Origin of the sequence: Lactobacillus helsingborgensis, from assembly GCF_003173695.1 — a bacterium.
Taxonomy (GTDB): domain Bacteria; phylum Bacillota; class Bacilli; order Lactobacillales; family Lactobacillaceae; genus Lactobacillus; species Lactobacillus helsingborgensis.
Genome location: NZ_CP029544.1, coordinates 1,090,689 through 1,105,695, shown reverse-complemented (window position 1 = coordinate 1,105,695; position 15,007 = coordinate 1,090,689). Strand labels below are relative to the sequence as shown.

Annotated in this window: 16 protein-coding genes; 11 read left to right on the top strand and 5 right to left on the bottom strand. The window is 35.5% G+C overall.

Going from position 1 to position 15,007, the window contains the following annotated elements; translation table 11 throughout:
* Nucleotides 1-146 precede the first annotated feature (146 nt).
* Nucleotides 147-446, bottom strand: a complete 300-nt coding sequence (locus DLD54_RS05230) for a hypothetical protein (protein ID WP_046327241.1) — start codon at nucleotides 444-446, stop codon at nucleotides 147-149.
* 60 nt (nucleotides 447-506) lie between these two features.
* Between DLD54_RS05230 and DLD54_RS05225 the strand changes: the two genes are divergently transcribed.
* Nucleotides 507-881, top strand: coding sequence for a MerR family transcriptional regulator (locus DLD54_RS05225; RefSeq protein ID WP_109918489.1), 375 nt, complete (start codon nucleotides 507-509; stop codon nucleotides 879-881).
* Nucleotides 882-895: 14 nt separating this feature from the next.
* Here the strand turns inward: DLD54_RS05225 and lexA are convergent, their stop codons facing one another.
* Entirely contained in the window at nucleotides 896-1,519 is a 624-nt protein-coding gene (lexA, locus tag DLD54_RS05220; protein ID WP_038523018.1) for a transcriptional repressor LexA, read from the bottom strand.
* A gap of 145 nt (nucleotides 1,520-1,664) precedes the next feature.
* On the opposite strand from lexA, the gene DLD54_RS05215 reads away from it, so the two are divergent.
* The 5 genes from DLD54_RS05215 (at nucleotide 1,665) to DLD54_RS05195 (ending at nucleotide 7,339) form a co-directional block, all read left to right on the top strand.
* A complete protein-coding gene (locus tag DLD54_RS05215) occupies nucleotides 1,665-1,913 on the top strand; it encodes a DUF896 domain-containing protein (protein WP_038523014.1) in 249 nt (82 codons plus the stop codon).
* A 68-nt stretch (nucleotides 1,914-1,981) separates the two neighbouring features.
* The gene (locus DLD54_RS05210) at nucleotides 1,982-2,197 is read left to right on the top strand and encodes a YneF family protein (RefSeq protein WP_038523011.1); all 216 of its coding nucleotides are present in this window, start codon (nucleotides 1,982-1,984) and stop codon (nucleotides 2,195-2,197) included.
* Nucleotides 2,198-2,268: 71 nt separating this feature from the next.
* Complete coding sequence (locus tag DLD54_RS05205; RefSeq protein ID WP_109918488.1) at nucleotides 2,269-4,023, top strand: ABC transporter ATP-binding protein; 1,755 nt, start codon at nucleotides 2,269-2,271, stop codon at nucleotides 4,021-4,023.
* A 2-nt stretch (nucleotides 4,024-4,025) separates the two neighbouring features.
* Nucleotides 4,026-5,816 carry an ABC transporter ATP-binding protein gene (locus DLD54_RS05200; protein ID WP_109918487.1) on the top strand — a complete coding sequence of 597 codons (1,791 nt, stop codon included), beginning with the start codon at nucleotides 4,026-4,028 and terminating at the stop codon, nucleotides 5,814-5,816.
* Between the two features lie 122 nt (nucleotides 5,817-5,938).
* Complete coding sequence (locus tag DLD54_RS05195; protein WP_038523003.1) at nucleotides 5,939-7,339, top strand: FAD-binding oxidoreductase; 1,401 nt, start codon at nucleotides 5,939-5,941, stop codon at nucleotides 7,337-7,339.
* A 67-nt stretch (nucleotides 7,340-7,406) separates the two neighbouring features.
* Here DLD54_RS05195 and DLD54_RS05190 read toward each other — a convergent pair whose 3' ends face one another.
* The gene (locus tag DLD54_RS05190; protein ID WP_109918486.1) at nucleotides 7,407-8,582 is read right to left on the bottom strand and encodes an SAM-dependent methyltransferase; all 1,176 of its coding nucleotides are present in this window, start codon (nucleotides 8,580-8,582) and stop codon (nucleotides 7,407-7,409) included.
* Between the two features lie 86 nt (nucleotides 8,583-8,668).
* Entirely contained in the window at nucleotides 8,669-9,283 is a 615-nt protein-coding gene (locus DLD54_RS05185; protein ID WP_046327236.1) for a lysophospholipid acyltransferase family protein, read from the bottom strand.
* 58 nt (nucleotides 9,284-9,341) lie between these two features.
* Here DLD54_RS05185 and DLD54_RS05180 point away from each other — a divergent pair, with 58 nt between their 5' ends.
* The 4 genes from DLD54_RS05180 to DLD54_RS05165 all read left to right on the top strand — a co-directional run bounded on the left by DLD54_RS05180 (nucleotide 9,342) and on the right by DLD54_RS05165 (nucleotide 12,634).
* Nucleotides 9,342-10,373, top strand: coding sequence for a GIY-YIG nuclease family protein (locus DLD54_RS05180; RefSeq protein ID WP_109918485.1), 1,032 nt, complete (start codon nucleotides 9,342-9,344; stop codon nucleotides 10,371-10,373).
* A gap of 155 nt (nucleotides 10,374-10,528) precedes the next feature.
* The gene (gene rpsB, locus DLD54_RS05175) at nucleotides 10,529-11,332 is read left to right on the top strand and encodes a 30S ribosomal protein S2 (protein WP_038522991.1); all 804 of its coding nucleotides are present in this window, start codon (nucleotides 10,529-10,531) and stop codon (nucleotides 11,330-11,332) included.
* Between the two features lie 39 nt (nucleotides 11,333-11,371).
* Nucleotides 11,372-12,247, top strand: coding sequence for a translation elongation factor Ts (tsf, locus tag DLD54_RS05170; protein ID WP_109918484.1), 876 nt, complete (start codon nucleotides 11,372-11,374; stop codon nucleotides 12,245-12,247).
* A 204-nt stretch (nucleotides 12,248-12,451) separates the two neighbouring features.
* Entirely contained in the window at nucleotides 12,452-12,634 is a 183-nt protein-coding gene (locus DLD54_RS05165; protein WP_109918483.1) for a hypothetical protein, read from the top strand.
* Nucleotides 12,635-12,672: 38 nt separating this feature from the next.
* Here DLD54_RS05165 and DLD54_RS05160 read toward each other — a convergent pair whose 3' ends face one another.
* A complete protein-coding gene (locus DLD54_RS05160) occupies nucleotides 12,673-13,797 on the bottom strand; it encodes an acyltransferase family protein (protein WP_109918482.1) in 1,125 nt (374 codons plus the stop codon).
* A 202-nt stretch (nucleotides 13,798-13,999) separates the two neighbouring features.
* Here DLD54_RS05160 and DLD54_RS05155 point away from each other — a divergent pair, with 202 nt between their 5' ends.
* Nucleotides 14,000-14,911, top strand: a complete 912-nt coding sequence (locus DLD54_RS05155; protein ID WP_109918481.1) for an ROK family protein — start codon at nucleotides 14,000-14,002, stop codon at nucleotides 14,909-14,911.
* Nucleotides 14,912-15,007 lie beyond the last annotated feature (96 nt).

Genomic DNA, 15,007 nt, shown 5'->3' with positions numbered 1-15,007 from the left:
CATGCCTAATAATCAACGTTTTTACTTATAAAAATTTGTGAAAACAAATATAGCATTGCTTGTGGAAAGTTACTTTTTTCCTTTTGTAAGAGTATTTTAAGCCGTTTTAAGATAGTCATAAAAATGACTAAAAGATACTTGCTAGCTTAGCGAAACCTTAAATTTAGCCAGATTAAGGCTACGGTTAAAATGAGTCTTATGAACCAGTGAATCCAAGTAATTTGGTGATGAAGAGAAAAACCATTTGCTAGAGCGGTAAATAAAAGTGCTACTAAAAATATAGTAGTTAAAAGTGGTATCTTTAGAATACTTCCAGCAATAATGCCTAATGCAAACAAAACGTTGACCATGATCAGCCAAATTGGCAGACTAGTGATTAGCAGAAAGCTGGCGCTAATCATAAGAGCACCATAGATAATAGTTAAAGAGATTGTTAGATATGACATTTTAATACCTCCTGCTAAAATTTAATCATCTGGGGTCGACCCTACGTCAAGGAGATAATTATGTATTTGAAAGAATTTATGCAAAAGGAAAATACTACACGTGATACAGTTAGACATTATATCTACTTAAACTTAATAACTCCTGTTCGTAAGGGAAGAAACTATTGGTTTACTGAAAACGAATGTGATATTTTTGAAGCAGTTAAAGAGTTTCAAGACTTGGGTTTTTCACTGCAAGAAATTAAGGAAATAAAAAAACTACACGATGAATCGTGTAGTACTGAAAAGCAGCGTAAGCAAAACTTAAAATTGATTGCAGAAAAAATCACTACTATATCTGCCAAAATTAACAAATTAAAAATGCAGAAAAAGGTACTGGAAGAAGTAGGAGAAATGTTACAGAAAAAAAGCACTATTGAATCAAGAGAAAAATAGTGCAAATTTTTAACTTAAACTATGGAACTCCGATAAAGACCAACAACTTTACCCAGGATATGTACACTGGACAAGATAATTGGATCCATCGTATCATTTTCAGGCTGTAGGCGATAATGACCTTTTTCCTTATAAAAGCGTTTGACGGTGGCTTCATTTTCATCAGTCATGGCTACTACTATCTCACCGTTAATTGCCGTACTTTGCTTGCGGACAATGACATTATCACCATTTAAAATACCAGCATTAATCATACTTTCACCGTGAACTCTCAACATGAAGAGGTCACCAGCATCATTAGCTAAATCAGGCGGCAGAGGAAAATAATCTTCGATATCTTCGACTGCCAAAATCGGCTGACCAGCAGCCACATCACCAATAACAGGAATTTCATTAGGCTTGATGCCAATAGCTTTTTTGCCTTCTTCAGTTATTTCAAGAGCTCGGGGCTTCGTAGCGTCTTTAATTAAATATCCTTTACGCTCTAAACGAGATAAATGTCCGTGAACGGTAGAAGTTGACGATAGGTCAACTGCATGGCAAATTTCACGAACAGTTGGTGGAAAGCCGCGATCTGCCACGGTTTCATAAATATAACGTAAAATTTGTAACTGCTTGGTATTTTGTTTCGTCGTCATTGTAATCTCCAGTATTTTAAACGTTTTCTTGATACTATTTATTTTAGCAGATTTATTTTGATACTACAAACAAATGTTCTGAAAAATCTTAAACTTTTTTTATTACCAAAAATAAGGTAGACTTTCATAATTGAGAGGTGCGAAAATGACAGAAGATAATGAACAAAAATTAATTAATCGTATTAATGAACTCTATCATAAGAAAAAAAGCAGTGGTTTGACGGCTGCAGAGGAAAACGAAAGAAAAAAATTACATCAGGAATTTATTAAAAATTTCAGAGCTGGTTTTAAACAAGATGTTGAGAATTTGGTCATTATTGATAAAAATGGCAAGGAAATAACATCTGAAAAAGCCAAAAAAGCACAACGTCAGAAAGGTTTAAGAAAAGATTAACTTTGACCTTTAATTTTACTTAATTTTTAGGTAAGATATACCTATTGGACAAATTGAGGTGATTTTTTATGAAATTGGGTTTAGCTATTTTTTTAATTGTTATAGCACTTTTATTAGGCCTAGTCGGTGGTTTTTATGGTGCAAGAGCATATATGAAAAAATACTTTAAGGATAATCCGCCAATTAGTGAAGATATGATTGTTGCTATGATGTCACAAATGGGGCAAAAACCTTCAGCCAAGAAGGTTAACCAAGTGATGAACATGATGAAGCACCAAAAATAAAATTTTTGCTAAATTGAAATAAAGGCGGAGCGTATGTCTCCGTTTTTTTATTGTTAATGTTCAGGTGAAACATGGGAATATTTTTTAAATTAGGTTGGTTTTTTAAAAAGGAAAAAAAGCGTTACCTTATTGGTGTCACATTTTTGGCACTTACTTCTATTGTAAATTTAGTGCCACCTCGGATTTTGGGTTTGATGGCGGATCAATTAGACCGTGGTCATATTAGTTGGGAGCAATACGGACTGCTTATTTTAGCAATTATTTTTGCCGCACTTTTACTTTATGGCTTCCGCTATTTTTGGCGTAAGCAAATTTGGGGCGGTGCTGCAGAGTTGGAGCTGCAAATGCGGTCTAAATTGTTTAGTCATTTTATGGCAATGGATCGCACGTTTTATCAGCGTCACCGGACTGGCGACTTAATGGCTCATGCCACTAACGATGTTTCCGCAATTCAGGAAGTTGCAGGAGAAGGCGTTTTAACGCTAGTTGACTCGCTTATTATGAGTGTTTCCACCATGGTTGCCATGATTGCTTTTGTTGACTGGCGCTTAACTATTGTGGCTTTACTGCCTTTACCATTCTTAGCTTGGGGTGCTTGGAAATTAGGTGATCGTCTGCACGATGCTTTTGATAAATCTCAAGCTGCTTTCTCCAAGCTGAATAACAAAACGCAAGAATCTGTTTCTGGCATCAAAGTACTTAAAACTTTTGGTCAAGGCAGGGAAGACACGGAAGCCTTTGACCAGATGATTGATGAAACCATTAATATTAATAAAAAAGTATTTAAATGGGATTCACTGTTTGACCCTCTGGGAACTCTACTTATTGGACTAACATACACAATAACTATTATTTATGGTGGCTTGCTAGTTTTAAATAAAGTATTGACAATCGGGCAACTGGTTTCATTTATCGCATATATCGGCAACATGGTTTGGCCAATGTTTGCAATTGGCTACCTTTTCAATATCTTGGAACGCGGAAGCGCCAGTTATGACAGGGTTGAAAAATTGCTAAATGAAAAATCAGAAATTACGGATAAATACGCAGACCAGAGCCTCTCAGCCAAAGACATTGCCGGCAATTTGGAATATCACGTTAAATCTTTTGCCTATCCTGATGAACCAACAGTACCAGTATTAAAAAACGTTAATTTTACTTTGCATACAGGACAAACTTTAGGACTGGTAGGAAAAGTCGGTGCTGGAAAAACTACCATTATTCAATTACTACTGCGTGAATTTGACAAATATGACGGTGAAATTACTTTAAATGGTCATGACATCAGAGAAATTCCTCTTAATGTATTATTGCGTCAAATTTCTTATGTACCGCAGGATAATTACCTCTTTTCGACTAGTATCCAAAAAAATATCGCCTTTTCTAAAGCTAACAGCGATGAGAGTGCCATTGTATCTGCAGCTAAGAAAAGTGATTTGCACAATGATATTTTACAAATGCCAGGTGGCTACAATACTTTAGTTGGTGAAAACGGTGTTTCATTATCTGGAGGACAAAAGCAACGGATGTCAATTGCCCGCGCGCTTCTTAAGCAAAGTCAAATTCTGGTTTTGGATGACGCTTTATCAGCGGTTGATGCCAGAACTGAAATGGCAATATTAAAATCTTTAAGAAAAGAGCGCGAAGGTAAGACGACATTGATTGCAACGCATAGGTTGACTTCTGTAATGAATGCGGATTTAATCTTGGTTCTCAAAGATGGTCAAATTGTTGAACGCGGCACACACGATGATTTATTGGAACTGAACGGATGGTACGCTGATATGTGGCAAAGACAGGAATTAGAAGACAAGGTGGGTGAATAAATATGGATGATGAAAAATCTTTCCAGTCTGTTTGGTCTCAGGAAATTCCGGTAAAAGAACAACTTAGCATATTTAGACGACTTCTGCGTTTTGTCTTGCATTTTAAAAATGAAATGATAATCGCGGGCATTGGTGCTCTCCTTGTAAGTATTATTAATGTGCTATTGCCTTACGGTTTACAGTATTTTCTTGATAACTTCTTGGTTAAAACTGATGTAACAACACAGGTCATTTTATTTGCAGGTTTTCTTTACGCCTTCGGTTCAGTAATTAAAGGTATCTTGCAATTTACTTATGAATATTTTTTTGCTTTAGGTTCTGAAAAATCACTTGAAGGCTTGCGTGCTGAATTATACAAAAAGTTGCACACACTAGGGATGCGCTATTTTGACCAAACTCCAGCAGGTTCAATTGTTTCAAGAGTGACAAATGATACCATGACTTTGAGTAATTTCCTGACCGTTTTGTCAAGTGTGGTCATGTCATTCTTCTCTATCATTTCCGCCATGGTGGCAATGTTTTCAACAAATGTGACGGCCGGTTTTATAGTATTGGCATTTTTACCACTGCTCTTAGTGATTATCTGGCAATATTCAAAAAGAAGTTCAAAACTTTATCGTAGTTATCGTGAAAGACTGAGTCGTATCAATACTAACTTAAACGAGTCGATTGAGGGAGTCTCCTTAATTCAGCAGTTTAAGCAGGAAGATCGCATGACTAATAATTTTGAAAATGAAAACCATGCTTTGATGAAAACCAGGTTTGATATGATCAACCTTAATTCGCTCTTGCTTTCACCGTTAACTAGTTTGCTTTATTCCCTTGCTTTAGCCCTGACCCTAATGTACTTTGGTTTTCCTTTAAGAGAAACCTTTGTACCAGCAGGTGTGGTTTATGCCTTTTCACAATATATTTCGCAGTTCTTTAATCCAATTGCAAATATGATGGATCAAATGACTTTCTTCCAAGACGGAATTGTTGCCGGTAAAAGAATTTTTCGTATTTTGGACAATACTGATTATGAACCCCAACAGAATGCTGAAGCGGGTTTAACAATTAACCAGGGTAAGATTGAGTTCAAGCATGTAAGTTTTTCTTATGATGGTAAGAACGAAATACTACATGATATTTCATTCACTGTTAATCCGGGCGAAACGTTGGGAATTGTCGGACACACAGGTTCCGGGAAAAGTTCTATTATTAACGTGATGATGCGCTTTTATGAATTTTATAAAGGCGAGGTCTTGATAGACGGCGTTGACATTAAGAAATATCCTAAAGCTGAATTACGTAAAAAGTTAGGCTTAGTTTTACAGGAACCTTTTATGTTTTACGGTGATATTAATTCGAATATTCGTTTGTACAACAAAAATATCACTGATGAGCAGATAAAAGCAGCGGCCGAAACAGTTCAAGCTGATACTTTTATCGAAAACCTCCCAGGTAAATATCATGCTAAAGTTGGTGAAGGTGGTAGTGAATTCAGTCAGGGTCAAAGACAGTTAATTTCTTTTGCCAGAACTTTAGTAACCGATCCAAAAATTTTAGTTTTGGATGAAGCTACTGCAAATGTTGATACCGAAACGGAGACATTAATTCAACAAGGACTGAAACGCCTGCGTAAGGGTCGTACCACTTTAGCTATTGCACACAGGCTTTCAACGATTGTTGACGCAGACCAGATTATTGTTTTAAATGACGGTAAAATTGTTGAAAGAGGTAATCACGAAAAACTTCTTTCACAAAAAGGTTATTATTATAATTTATACACCTTGCAAAATAGCCAAAAGTGAAAAAAAGCACAAAGATAAAACTTTGTGCTTTTTTATGATAGCTATTGACAGCGTTTACATTATAGAGTAAATTTATCATGTTAGCAGTAGCTAAATTATGATTTTTTAAGAAGGGAATTACAATGGAATATCATAAAATTAATCAAACTGATCTTGATAACTTAAGAAAATTCATTTCTGACCCAGAGAGATTTATTACCAAACCAACCACACACTGGGATCATGATCAATTTGGGACTGTAAAAGCCATGCCTGATTTGGTTATTCAACCAGTAACTAACGAAGAAGTTATGCATGTAGTTAAATATGCCAATGACAATAAAATACCTTTAGTTCCAAGAGGTAATTCAACTGGTTTAATGGGTGCTAACTTAGCAGTCGATGGCGGAATTTCACTTGACATGATTAAAATGAACAAGGTTTTGGAATATGATCCAGAAAGCTTGACCATGACTGTGCAAGCAGGTTTACGCTTAAAGGACCTTGATGAATACCTTGCAGATAAACCGTTTATGTACATGCCGGCACCTGCTATGCACTGGGCTACTATTGGCGGCAATGTTTCAACCAATGCTGGTGGACTTAAAGCTATCAAGTATGGAGTTACTAGAGAACATATCCGTGAAATCAAAGTAGTTTTGACTAACGGTAAATTGTATAAATTTGGCTCTAAAGCAGTTAAATCTTCATCTGGCTATTCGTTACGTGACCTAATTATTGGTTCAGAGGGTACTTTAGGCGTTGTCACAGAGGTAACAATTCGTCTTTACCCGAGACCGCACAAGTCAATTAATGCTATCATTCCATTTCCAACTTTAAATGATGCAATTAGATCTGTACCAGCAATTTTGAAGTCAGGTGTGGTACCAACTACAGTTGAATTTATGGGACGTAAAGTTGTTAAATTATGGGAAACTTACGCAAAAGATGAATTTCCAATTAAGCATGGTGATGGTTTTATCATTATCGGCTTAGATTCCTTCACAGAAAATGAATGGCGTGAAGAATTGAATGAAACTTTGGAAGCTGTCAAACCATTTAAAGCAGAAAAAGCAATTGTTTTAAGTGCTGACTCAGAAGAAGCTAAGAAGATTTGGAAATGCCGTGAAGAGTTGCTACTCGCTATTCAAAATTCAACACCTAAGATGGATGAAATTGATGTTTGTGTTCCAATTAATCATATTCCAGTCGTTTTGGACCGTATTGAAGAATTAGAAAAGCAACTAAATATCCGTATTCCAAACTTTGGTCATGCTGGAGACGGCAACTTGCACATTTACCTCTGCTCAGATGATATGACAGATGAAGAATATGCTAAAACCAGTGACAAAGTTATTTCTGAACTTTATAAAACTGCTAAATCTCTTGATGGTAATATGTCTGGTGAACACGGAATTGGTTATGCTAGAGCAAACTACTATGAAGACTTTTACGGTAAGGATTATACTGACCTACTGCGTAAGGTTAAGAGGTTATTTGATCCAAACTACATCGTTAACCCAGGTAAGATTTTTAAACCTTAAGTTTTAAAAATAGAAACTGAAATATAATGCAAAATAAAAAGCTGATAAATATTTATCAGCTTTTTTATTATTTAGCTTGCATATATTTTCGAGTCATCGGTAAGTTTTTACCAGAAGGACCCTTAGTTAGCAAATACTGTACTACATCAATATTGCCTGATTCAAAAGATGCAGCACAAGCTTGCAAGTACAAATCCCACATGCGGGTAAAACGCTCACCCATATTTTTTTGAATTTCGTCTCGTTTGCTGTTAAAATTACTGTCCCAAATTTCCAAGGTTTTCTGATAATGTCTTCTAAGCATTTCCAAATCATCTATCTGCATGCCATTCTCAACAATGTGGTTAACATTTTCGGTCAAACCGGGCACATAGCCACCCGGGAATATATACTTATTGATCCAGGCGTTTTTGGCTCCACCTTGTTGACGAGTAATGCCATGAATAAGAGCAATTCCGTCCTTCTTGAGGTACTTGGCCACATCAGCAAAATATTTTCCTAAATTTTCTTTACCAACATGTTCAAACATTCCTACAGAGGTAATGTAGTCCCACTGCTGATTTCCCAGTTCACGGTAATCTTCCAGTTTTACTTCTGCAACATCTTGCAAATTTTGATCGTAAATTTTCTTCTGGACTAGTTTATACTGTTCTTCACTGAGTGTGACACCAGTTACTTTTAAACCATATTCTTTAGCGGCAATTAGCATTAAAGTGCCCCAGCCACAGCCTATATCAAGTAAAGTTTTTCCTTTTTCAGGATGTAGTTTATTCAAGATATGATGAATTTTTGCCAACTGCGCAGCTTCTAAATCTTCGTTTCCGTCTTCAAAATAAGCACATGAATAAGTTAAAGTAGGATCAAGCCATAACTTGTAAAAATCATTACCAATATCATAATGGCTTTGAACATCCTTTTCACTTTGTTCCTCAGTGTGTTTTTCTTTTGGTAGGAACTTGCGGAATTTACTTGAGCGCATAAAACTACCGGCACTTTCATAAGCACCACAAATTAATTTTTGCAAACTGCCTTTGATCTCAATTTTTTTATCCATGTATGCTTCGCCTAGAGCAAGGGAAGCATTTTTAGAAATAGCACTAGTCGGTATCTTTTCATTGAAAATAATCTCTATATCTGGAGTACCATTTCCGTAAACTTCACTTTTACCATCCCAGTATGTCACCTTAACAGGAAAGGGAAAAGATTTGCTTAACATAGTCCTATAAAAAGTTTTTTCCAACAATTTTAAATTCCTCCGTCTAGATTTTCTACAATAATATTCTAACACTCGTTTTGAAAAAAAGACTTGGAGATTGTGTACTATAATTTTTATCTGGGTAGATAGTGAAAATTGGGATCTTGTTCGTGATCAATTTTATCCCAGGCTTTTTTCAACTTATTATCAAGCATTGCTTCATTTTCATGAGTTAATTTTATTTTACGATCAACCATAAATGGCTCACCAAAACATACTTCTAAAGGTTGCCGCTTTAATAAACCGGTAAATGTTAGAGGACCTTGATAAACTACAGGTACAATCGGCTTATTTGACAGCTTAGCAATTGCAATTGTTCCGCCTTTCATTTCAGAAGAATGCCTGGTGCCAGAGGGGAAAATGATTAATGAATAATTGCCGTTTCTTAAGCCTTTAATAGGCGTTTTGAGAGCTGATGGACCGGGATGGTCACGGTCAACCGGAAAAGCATGAGCATGCTTTAAAATAAATCTTAATATTGGATTTTTGAACAATTCTATTTTTGCCATGAACATAAACTCTTTCGGGCTGGCTGCTAAGGCAAAGAGAATTGGTTCCCACCACGTACGGTGTGGGGCAGCCAAAATATAATTGCCGTCAGGAATTCTCTCTTTGTGATTAACATGTAAATGTCCGTTTAATAGCCAAACTATGAATCTTGCTACCGGACGAATGAAATGATAAAACATAATTTCCTCCAATTGATGTAAAATATTATAGCAAAGCTGCGAGAGAGGATAAATCTTTATGGAAAAATTATTGAAAAATGAACGAATTGATTATATGTATAGCGATAACCTGAGAATTATTCAGAATAACACTTCTTTTAGTTTTTCTTTAGATACCTTGCTTTTAGCTGCTGCTGCTAAAGACGCAATTAAAGATAATTCTAAAGTTGCTGATTTATGTGCTGGCAATTGTGCCGCGACAATGTACATGGCATACTTTAATCGTGCTCATTATGATGCTGTTGAAATCCAAAAAGAGGTTGTTTCACAAGCTCGGCGTTCCATAGTCCTAAATCAAATGGAGAACAGAATTCAGGTTTTCCAAAAAAACGTTAAAGATGCTCCAGACTTTTTGCGTAAAGATTCTTATGATGTGATCGTTGTTAATCCGCCTTATTTTAAAGTAGCACAAAATCACAAGGTTAATCCTGATCCAGCTAAAGCTATTGCTCGTCATGAATTGTTAATAAATTTAGAAGAAATAATCACGGTGGCAAGCGGACTGCTCAAAATGAAAGGCAAAATGTTTATGGTGCATCGACCCGAGCGCTTAAATGAAATTGCTTATTTTTGTCTTAAGCATGATTTGAGTATTAAAGTCGTACAGCCCTATGTTTCTCATCGCGGCGAGGACAGCAATTTGATTATTATTGAGGCCGTTAAGCATACCGGTAGTGATGGCTTGGTGCTCAAAGATGCAATTGAGGTTCACGACAAGCAAGGAAATTATCTTCCAGCAATTCAACATATCATCCGCGAAACAGATAGCGATAAAGCAGAACGGGGAAAAGATAAAACTTATTATTTTTATGTACTGCTCTGTCATGATGGCAGCTTTTATGGGGGCTTTACCGATGATTTGGCCAAAAGGCTTAAAGCTCATAATACCGGCAAAGGAGCAAAATATACTAAATCAAGAAGACCCGTGAAAATGATTTACCACGAAGAATTTCAGGACAAGAAATTGGCTCTTAAAAGAGAATATTGGTTTAAACATCATTCGCGACAGTGGAAAGAGCAATTTTTAAGAGAGCATAAAGTTGACTTTTAATCTTGCATCTTTAGCCATAATCTAGTATTATTTTATCGTATGCCATGTTGCATATATGTAAAAAACATCAAGAGCAATCAGTATTTTGGTGCCACAAAATGGTGAGATACTGAGATGACCGCTTGAGAAGAATAAAACCGTAGGAGGAAGTTAATATGTCAGTAGTTTCTATGAAGCAATTACTTGAAGCTGGTGTTCATTTTGGACATCAAACTAGAAGATGGGATCCTAAGATGGCTCCTTATATTTTCACGCAAAGAAATGGAATTTATATCATTGATTTGCAAAAAACCATTAAAATGTTAGACGATGCTTATTCATTTGTTAGAGCCGTTGCTCAAAATGGTGGCGTTATTCTATTTGTTGGTACTAAGAAGCAAGCTCAAGATTCAATTGCTGAAGAAGCTACTCGTGCTGGTCAATACTACGTTAACCAACGCTGGTTAGGTGGTACATTGACTAACTGGAAGACTATCCAGAGCCGAGTACAAAGATTAAAAGATTTAAAGAAGATGTCAGAAGACGGCACATTTGATGTATTGCCAAAGAAGGAAGCTTCTCTTTTGACTAAAGAAAAGGATAAATTAGAAAGATTTTTAGGCGGTATTGAAGATATGCCTAGAATCCCTGATGTTTTATTCGTAGTTGATCCAAAGAAGGAAAAGATTGCTGTTCACGAGGCCAACATTCTTGGAATTCCTGTAGTAGCTATGGTTGATACTAATACTGATCCAGATCCAGTTGACGTAGTTATTCCTGCAAATGACGATGCTATTCGTGCTATTCGTTTAATTTCAGGTGCTATGGCTGATGCTGTTATCGAAGGTAAGCAAGGTCAAGATGATGACAGTGCTGAAGCAGAGATGGCTAAAGGTGCAGAAGATAAAAATGCTGAAGCTGAAAATGATGCTGAAAAAGCAGTTGAAGCTGAAGAAACTTCTGAATCAGATGAAGACTAGTCTTAGTTAATAATAAGTTTTTATTTGGAAGGATAAATAATGGCAAATATTACTGCTAAACAAGTAAAAGAATTGCGTGACCGTACCGGTGCCGGAATGATGGATTCCAAAAAGGCTTTGGTTAAAGCTGACGGCGATATTGAAAAAGCAATTGACATTTTAAGAGAAAATGGTGTTGCTAAAGCTGCTAAGAAGAGTGGTCGTATCGCCGCTGAAGGCCTAGCTGAATATGCTTTTGAAGGAAATAATGCTGTTGTAGTCGAAATCAATTCTGAAACTGATTTTGTTTCTTCAAATGATAAATTTATCAAATTAGTTGATGATGTGACTAAGGCGATTTTAGCAGCTAAACCAGCTAACGTTGAGGAAGCATTAAAATCTCCAATGGGCAATTCCACAATTGGTGAAGAAATTACTAACCTTACTGCCGTTATTGGTGAAAAAATCACTTTAAGAAGATTTGATTTGATTACCAAAAACGATGATGAAGTTTTCGGTGCTTATAAGCACAACGGCGGTGCAATTGTTGCTGTTGTTACTTTAAAAGGTAACAGTGAAGAAGCTGCCAAGAACATTGCTATGCACGTTGCAGCAATCAATCCGGAATATCTTGATAAGGACTCTGTGCCAAAGGCTGATTTTGACCGTCAAAAGGCTGTTTTCACTAAAGAAACAGAAAATGAAGGTAAGCCAGCAAATATTATTCCTAAGATTGTTGAAGGTAGAGTAAACAAGTACCTTAGCGAAATATGCTTAGTTGATCAACCATACGTTAAAGATGGTGACATGACTGTTGCTGAATACGCTAAGTCAGAAAACTGTGAAGTTGTTGGCTACACGCGTTACGAAGTTGGCGAAGGCATCGAAAAGAAGCAAGAAGACTTTGCTGCTGAAGTAAAAGAACAAATGAAATAATTTTTGATAATTCTTTATAAAAAACCTTATCCATTAGGATAAGGTTTTTTGTCGTTTATGAGATTTACACCAAATTAAACTATTGCTAATGTTAAGTTAAAGTAAAAGTGATTTAATTAGAATTAAGTTTTTCAAATTCCCTTTATCTTACTAAAACTATCATCTATTCTGTAATTAAGATTATTTTAAGGACGGTGAAAACTTATGGGATTTTGGGTAATGCTAATTTCATTAGCAGTAGGGGCATTTTTAATATATTTGTGTTTTGCCAAAAACACGTCTCAATCAGTTAAGGTCACGCTTTTTTTAACTGGTTTAATCTTAATTGCCGGGGCAATTTTTCTATCTACTCCGCAAGGCGCAGCATTTGTAATGGAAATTACTTAATTAGATAAAAGCATTTTAAAAAATATTTATGGCACTAATCAGTGCCTTTTTATTTTGTTTTGTAAATAATTTTTAGTATTAGCCCAGAAAACATGTAAAAAATATGCGGATACAAAAGATAATAGCCACGTTAATAACCAAGTCACCCAAAAGCTGCAAAAAGGATGGAGAATGGCATAATGTTTGATATTTAAGCCATACCAAATAATTTGGTCCCAAAAGACATTTGATAAGTAAGCTCGGTAGGCGTAAGCGGCTAAAAAGTGAAAAACCTGTAGAATAATTTTTGAATTTTTTCTGACTTGATACAAGCAAAAAGACGAAATTAAGGCAATGACTGCTAAGCAATAAAAAGTCATTGACGGTTTATAATATGGTGCATTAGCAAAAAGTACCGGGTGACCAAAATTTTGTAATTCAAAGTTAGTCCAAAAAAAGCATCCGCTAAAGGCAATCAATATTAGCCACCAAAATCTTTGCAAAAGCGCATTAACATAATCTCGCAGTTGCCAAGCGAGTACACCATATACCGCATAAATAAAAAATGATATAAAAATACGATCAAGAAGGTACCAACTTCTTTCTTGCTGGCCATGAAAAACAAAATAATCATAGAATCTAAGCCAAACAAAATAGAAGATAAAAGTTATGATGGCTACAGTGATGCCTCGTTTGACATCTTTACCAATAAAGCGGCTAAGGGCCCAGAAAAAAGGCATTAAAATGATAAATTGCAACATCATGGTGTTGTACCATAAATGAGGTGCAGCGTTGCCGCTAACAAAGTGCCAACAAAATGACCAGAAGTCGGTAAACTTATTTACTTGTTGTAACCACGGCATTCCTAGTAAGTAAATTAAAGTCCACCATATAGTTGGAACAAAAAGATTTGACCAATTTGAGCGCAGGTATTTTTGATAAGAAAAACTGCCAGTTAGATCACAAGTGCGGATAGTGGAATAAAGTATGCCAAAAATAAATGCTGGTGCTGTATATTTAACTAAGTTATACATGATGCCAAAAATGTCCTGGGTATAGTAAGATTGCCCTTCAGCCATAATTAGAGACATTATTGGTTGAGTCATGACTGCTGTGCAAGCAAATACTTTGAGATAATCACCAATATCAGCCTTTTTATAAGCTGGATAGGGGTATTTTTTCATTTACTCAGATCCTTATTTAATACTAAGTCTTGCATTTATTATTTTAAAAAATATGATAGAAGTAAAGAAGCTTATTCAATTATTTTTTGATAATCTCAATTTCAAAATTAGGGGGTTGGAATTTATACTTTTTTAAAATATAATTTTTATTGCTGCTGCAAAAATGCATTGAGCTTTTTAGATAAGGAATTACAAGGGATATATGAGAAATTATTTAACTATTGATATTGGTGGAACCGAAATCAAATTTGCTGTCTTAAACTCTGCTGGTAATATTATAAAAAAGAGTAAGATACCAACTAAGCAAAACAAAGAACAATTTTTAAGCGATGTAGATCAAATTGTAAAAAACCACATAGATGAAGTAAAAGGCATAGCTTTTTGTTCCCCGGGCAAGATTGAAAATACCAAGATTAGATTTGGTGGTTCACTACCTTTTTTAGATGGTATTGATTTTGCGGAAATCTATGGCAGGAAATTCCACATTCCTGTAGCCGTGATTAATGATGGAAAAGCCAGCGTTTTGGCTGAAAATTGGCTCGGAAGTTTGAAAGATGAGACTAACTGTGCCGCTATCACTTTAGGAACAGGTGTTGGCGGCGGTATAATAATTAACGGACATCTTTTGCGCGGTACGCATTATCAGGCTGGAGAATTAAGTTTTATGATTAGCAACCTTTCTCTTCCTAAAGATATGCAGGGAGCGCTTGGAGTTAATGGCTCGGCAGTCAAATTTGTTAAAGCCGTTAATCAAAAAGTTAATTATCAAGATGAAAATGATGGTCTACATGCCTTTGAAGTTATAAAAGAAGGCGTTCCGGAAGCTGTTGCAATTTTTCATGATTATTGTTTTAAAATTGCCGTTCTGATCCTTAATATGCAAACTGTGGTTGATATTAATAAAGTAGCTATTGGTGGCGGAATTAGCGCACAGCCGCTTTTAATCAATGGTATCAATAAAGCGTATGATAAATTAGTAAACGAATATAATCCAATAATTGGCAGTACATTGACTAAACCAAGTATTGTTTCTGCTCATTTTAGAAATGAATCGAATTTGTACGGTTCTCTTTATAATTTACTGCTACAAATTAATAGAGAGAATAAATATTAATATTTCTCTTTTATTAAAAATTAATCCTGAAGTTAAATTACCTCAGGATTTTTTACTATTCTTTCATGATTTAGCAAAAGCCTTTTTTAAGAAATC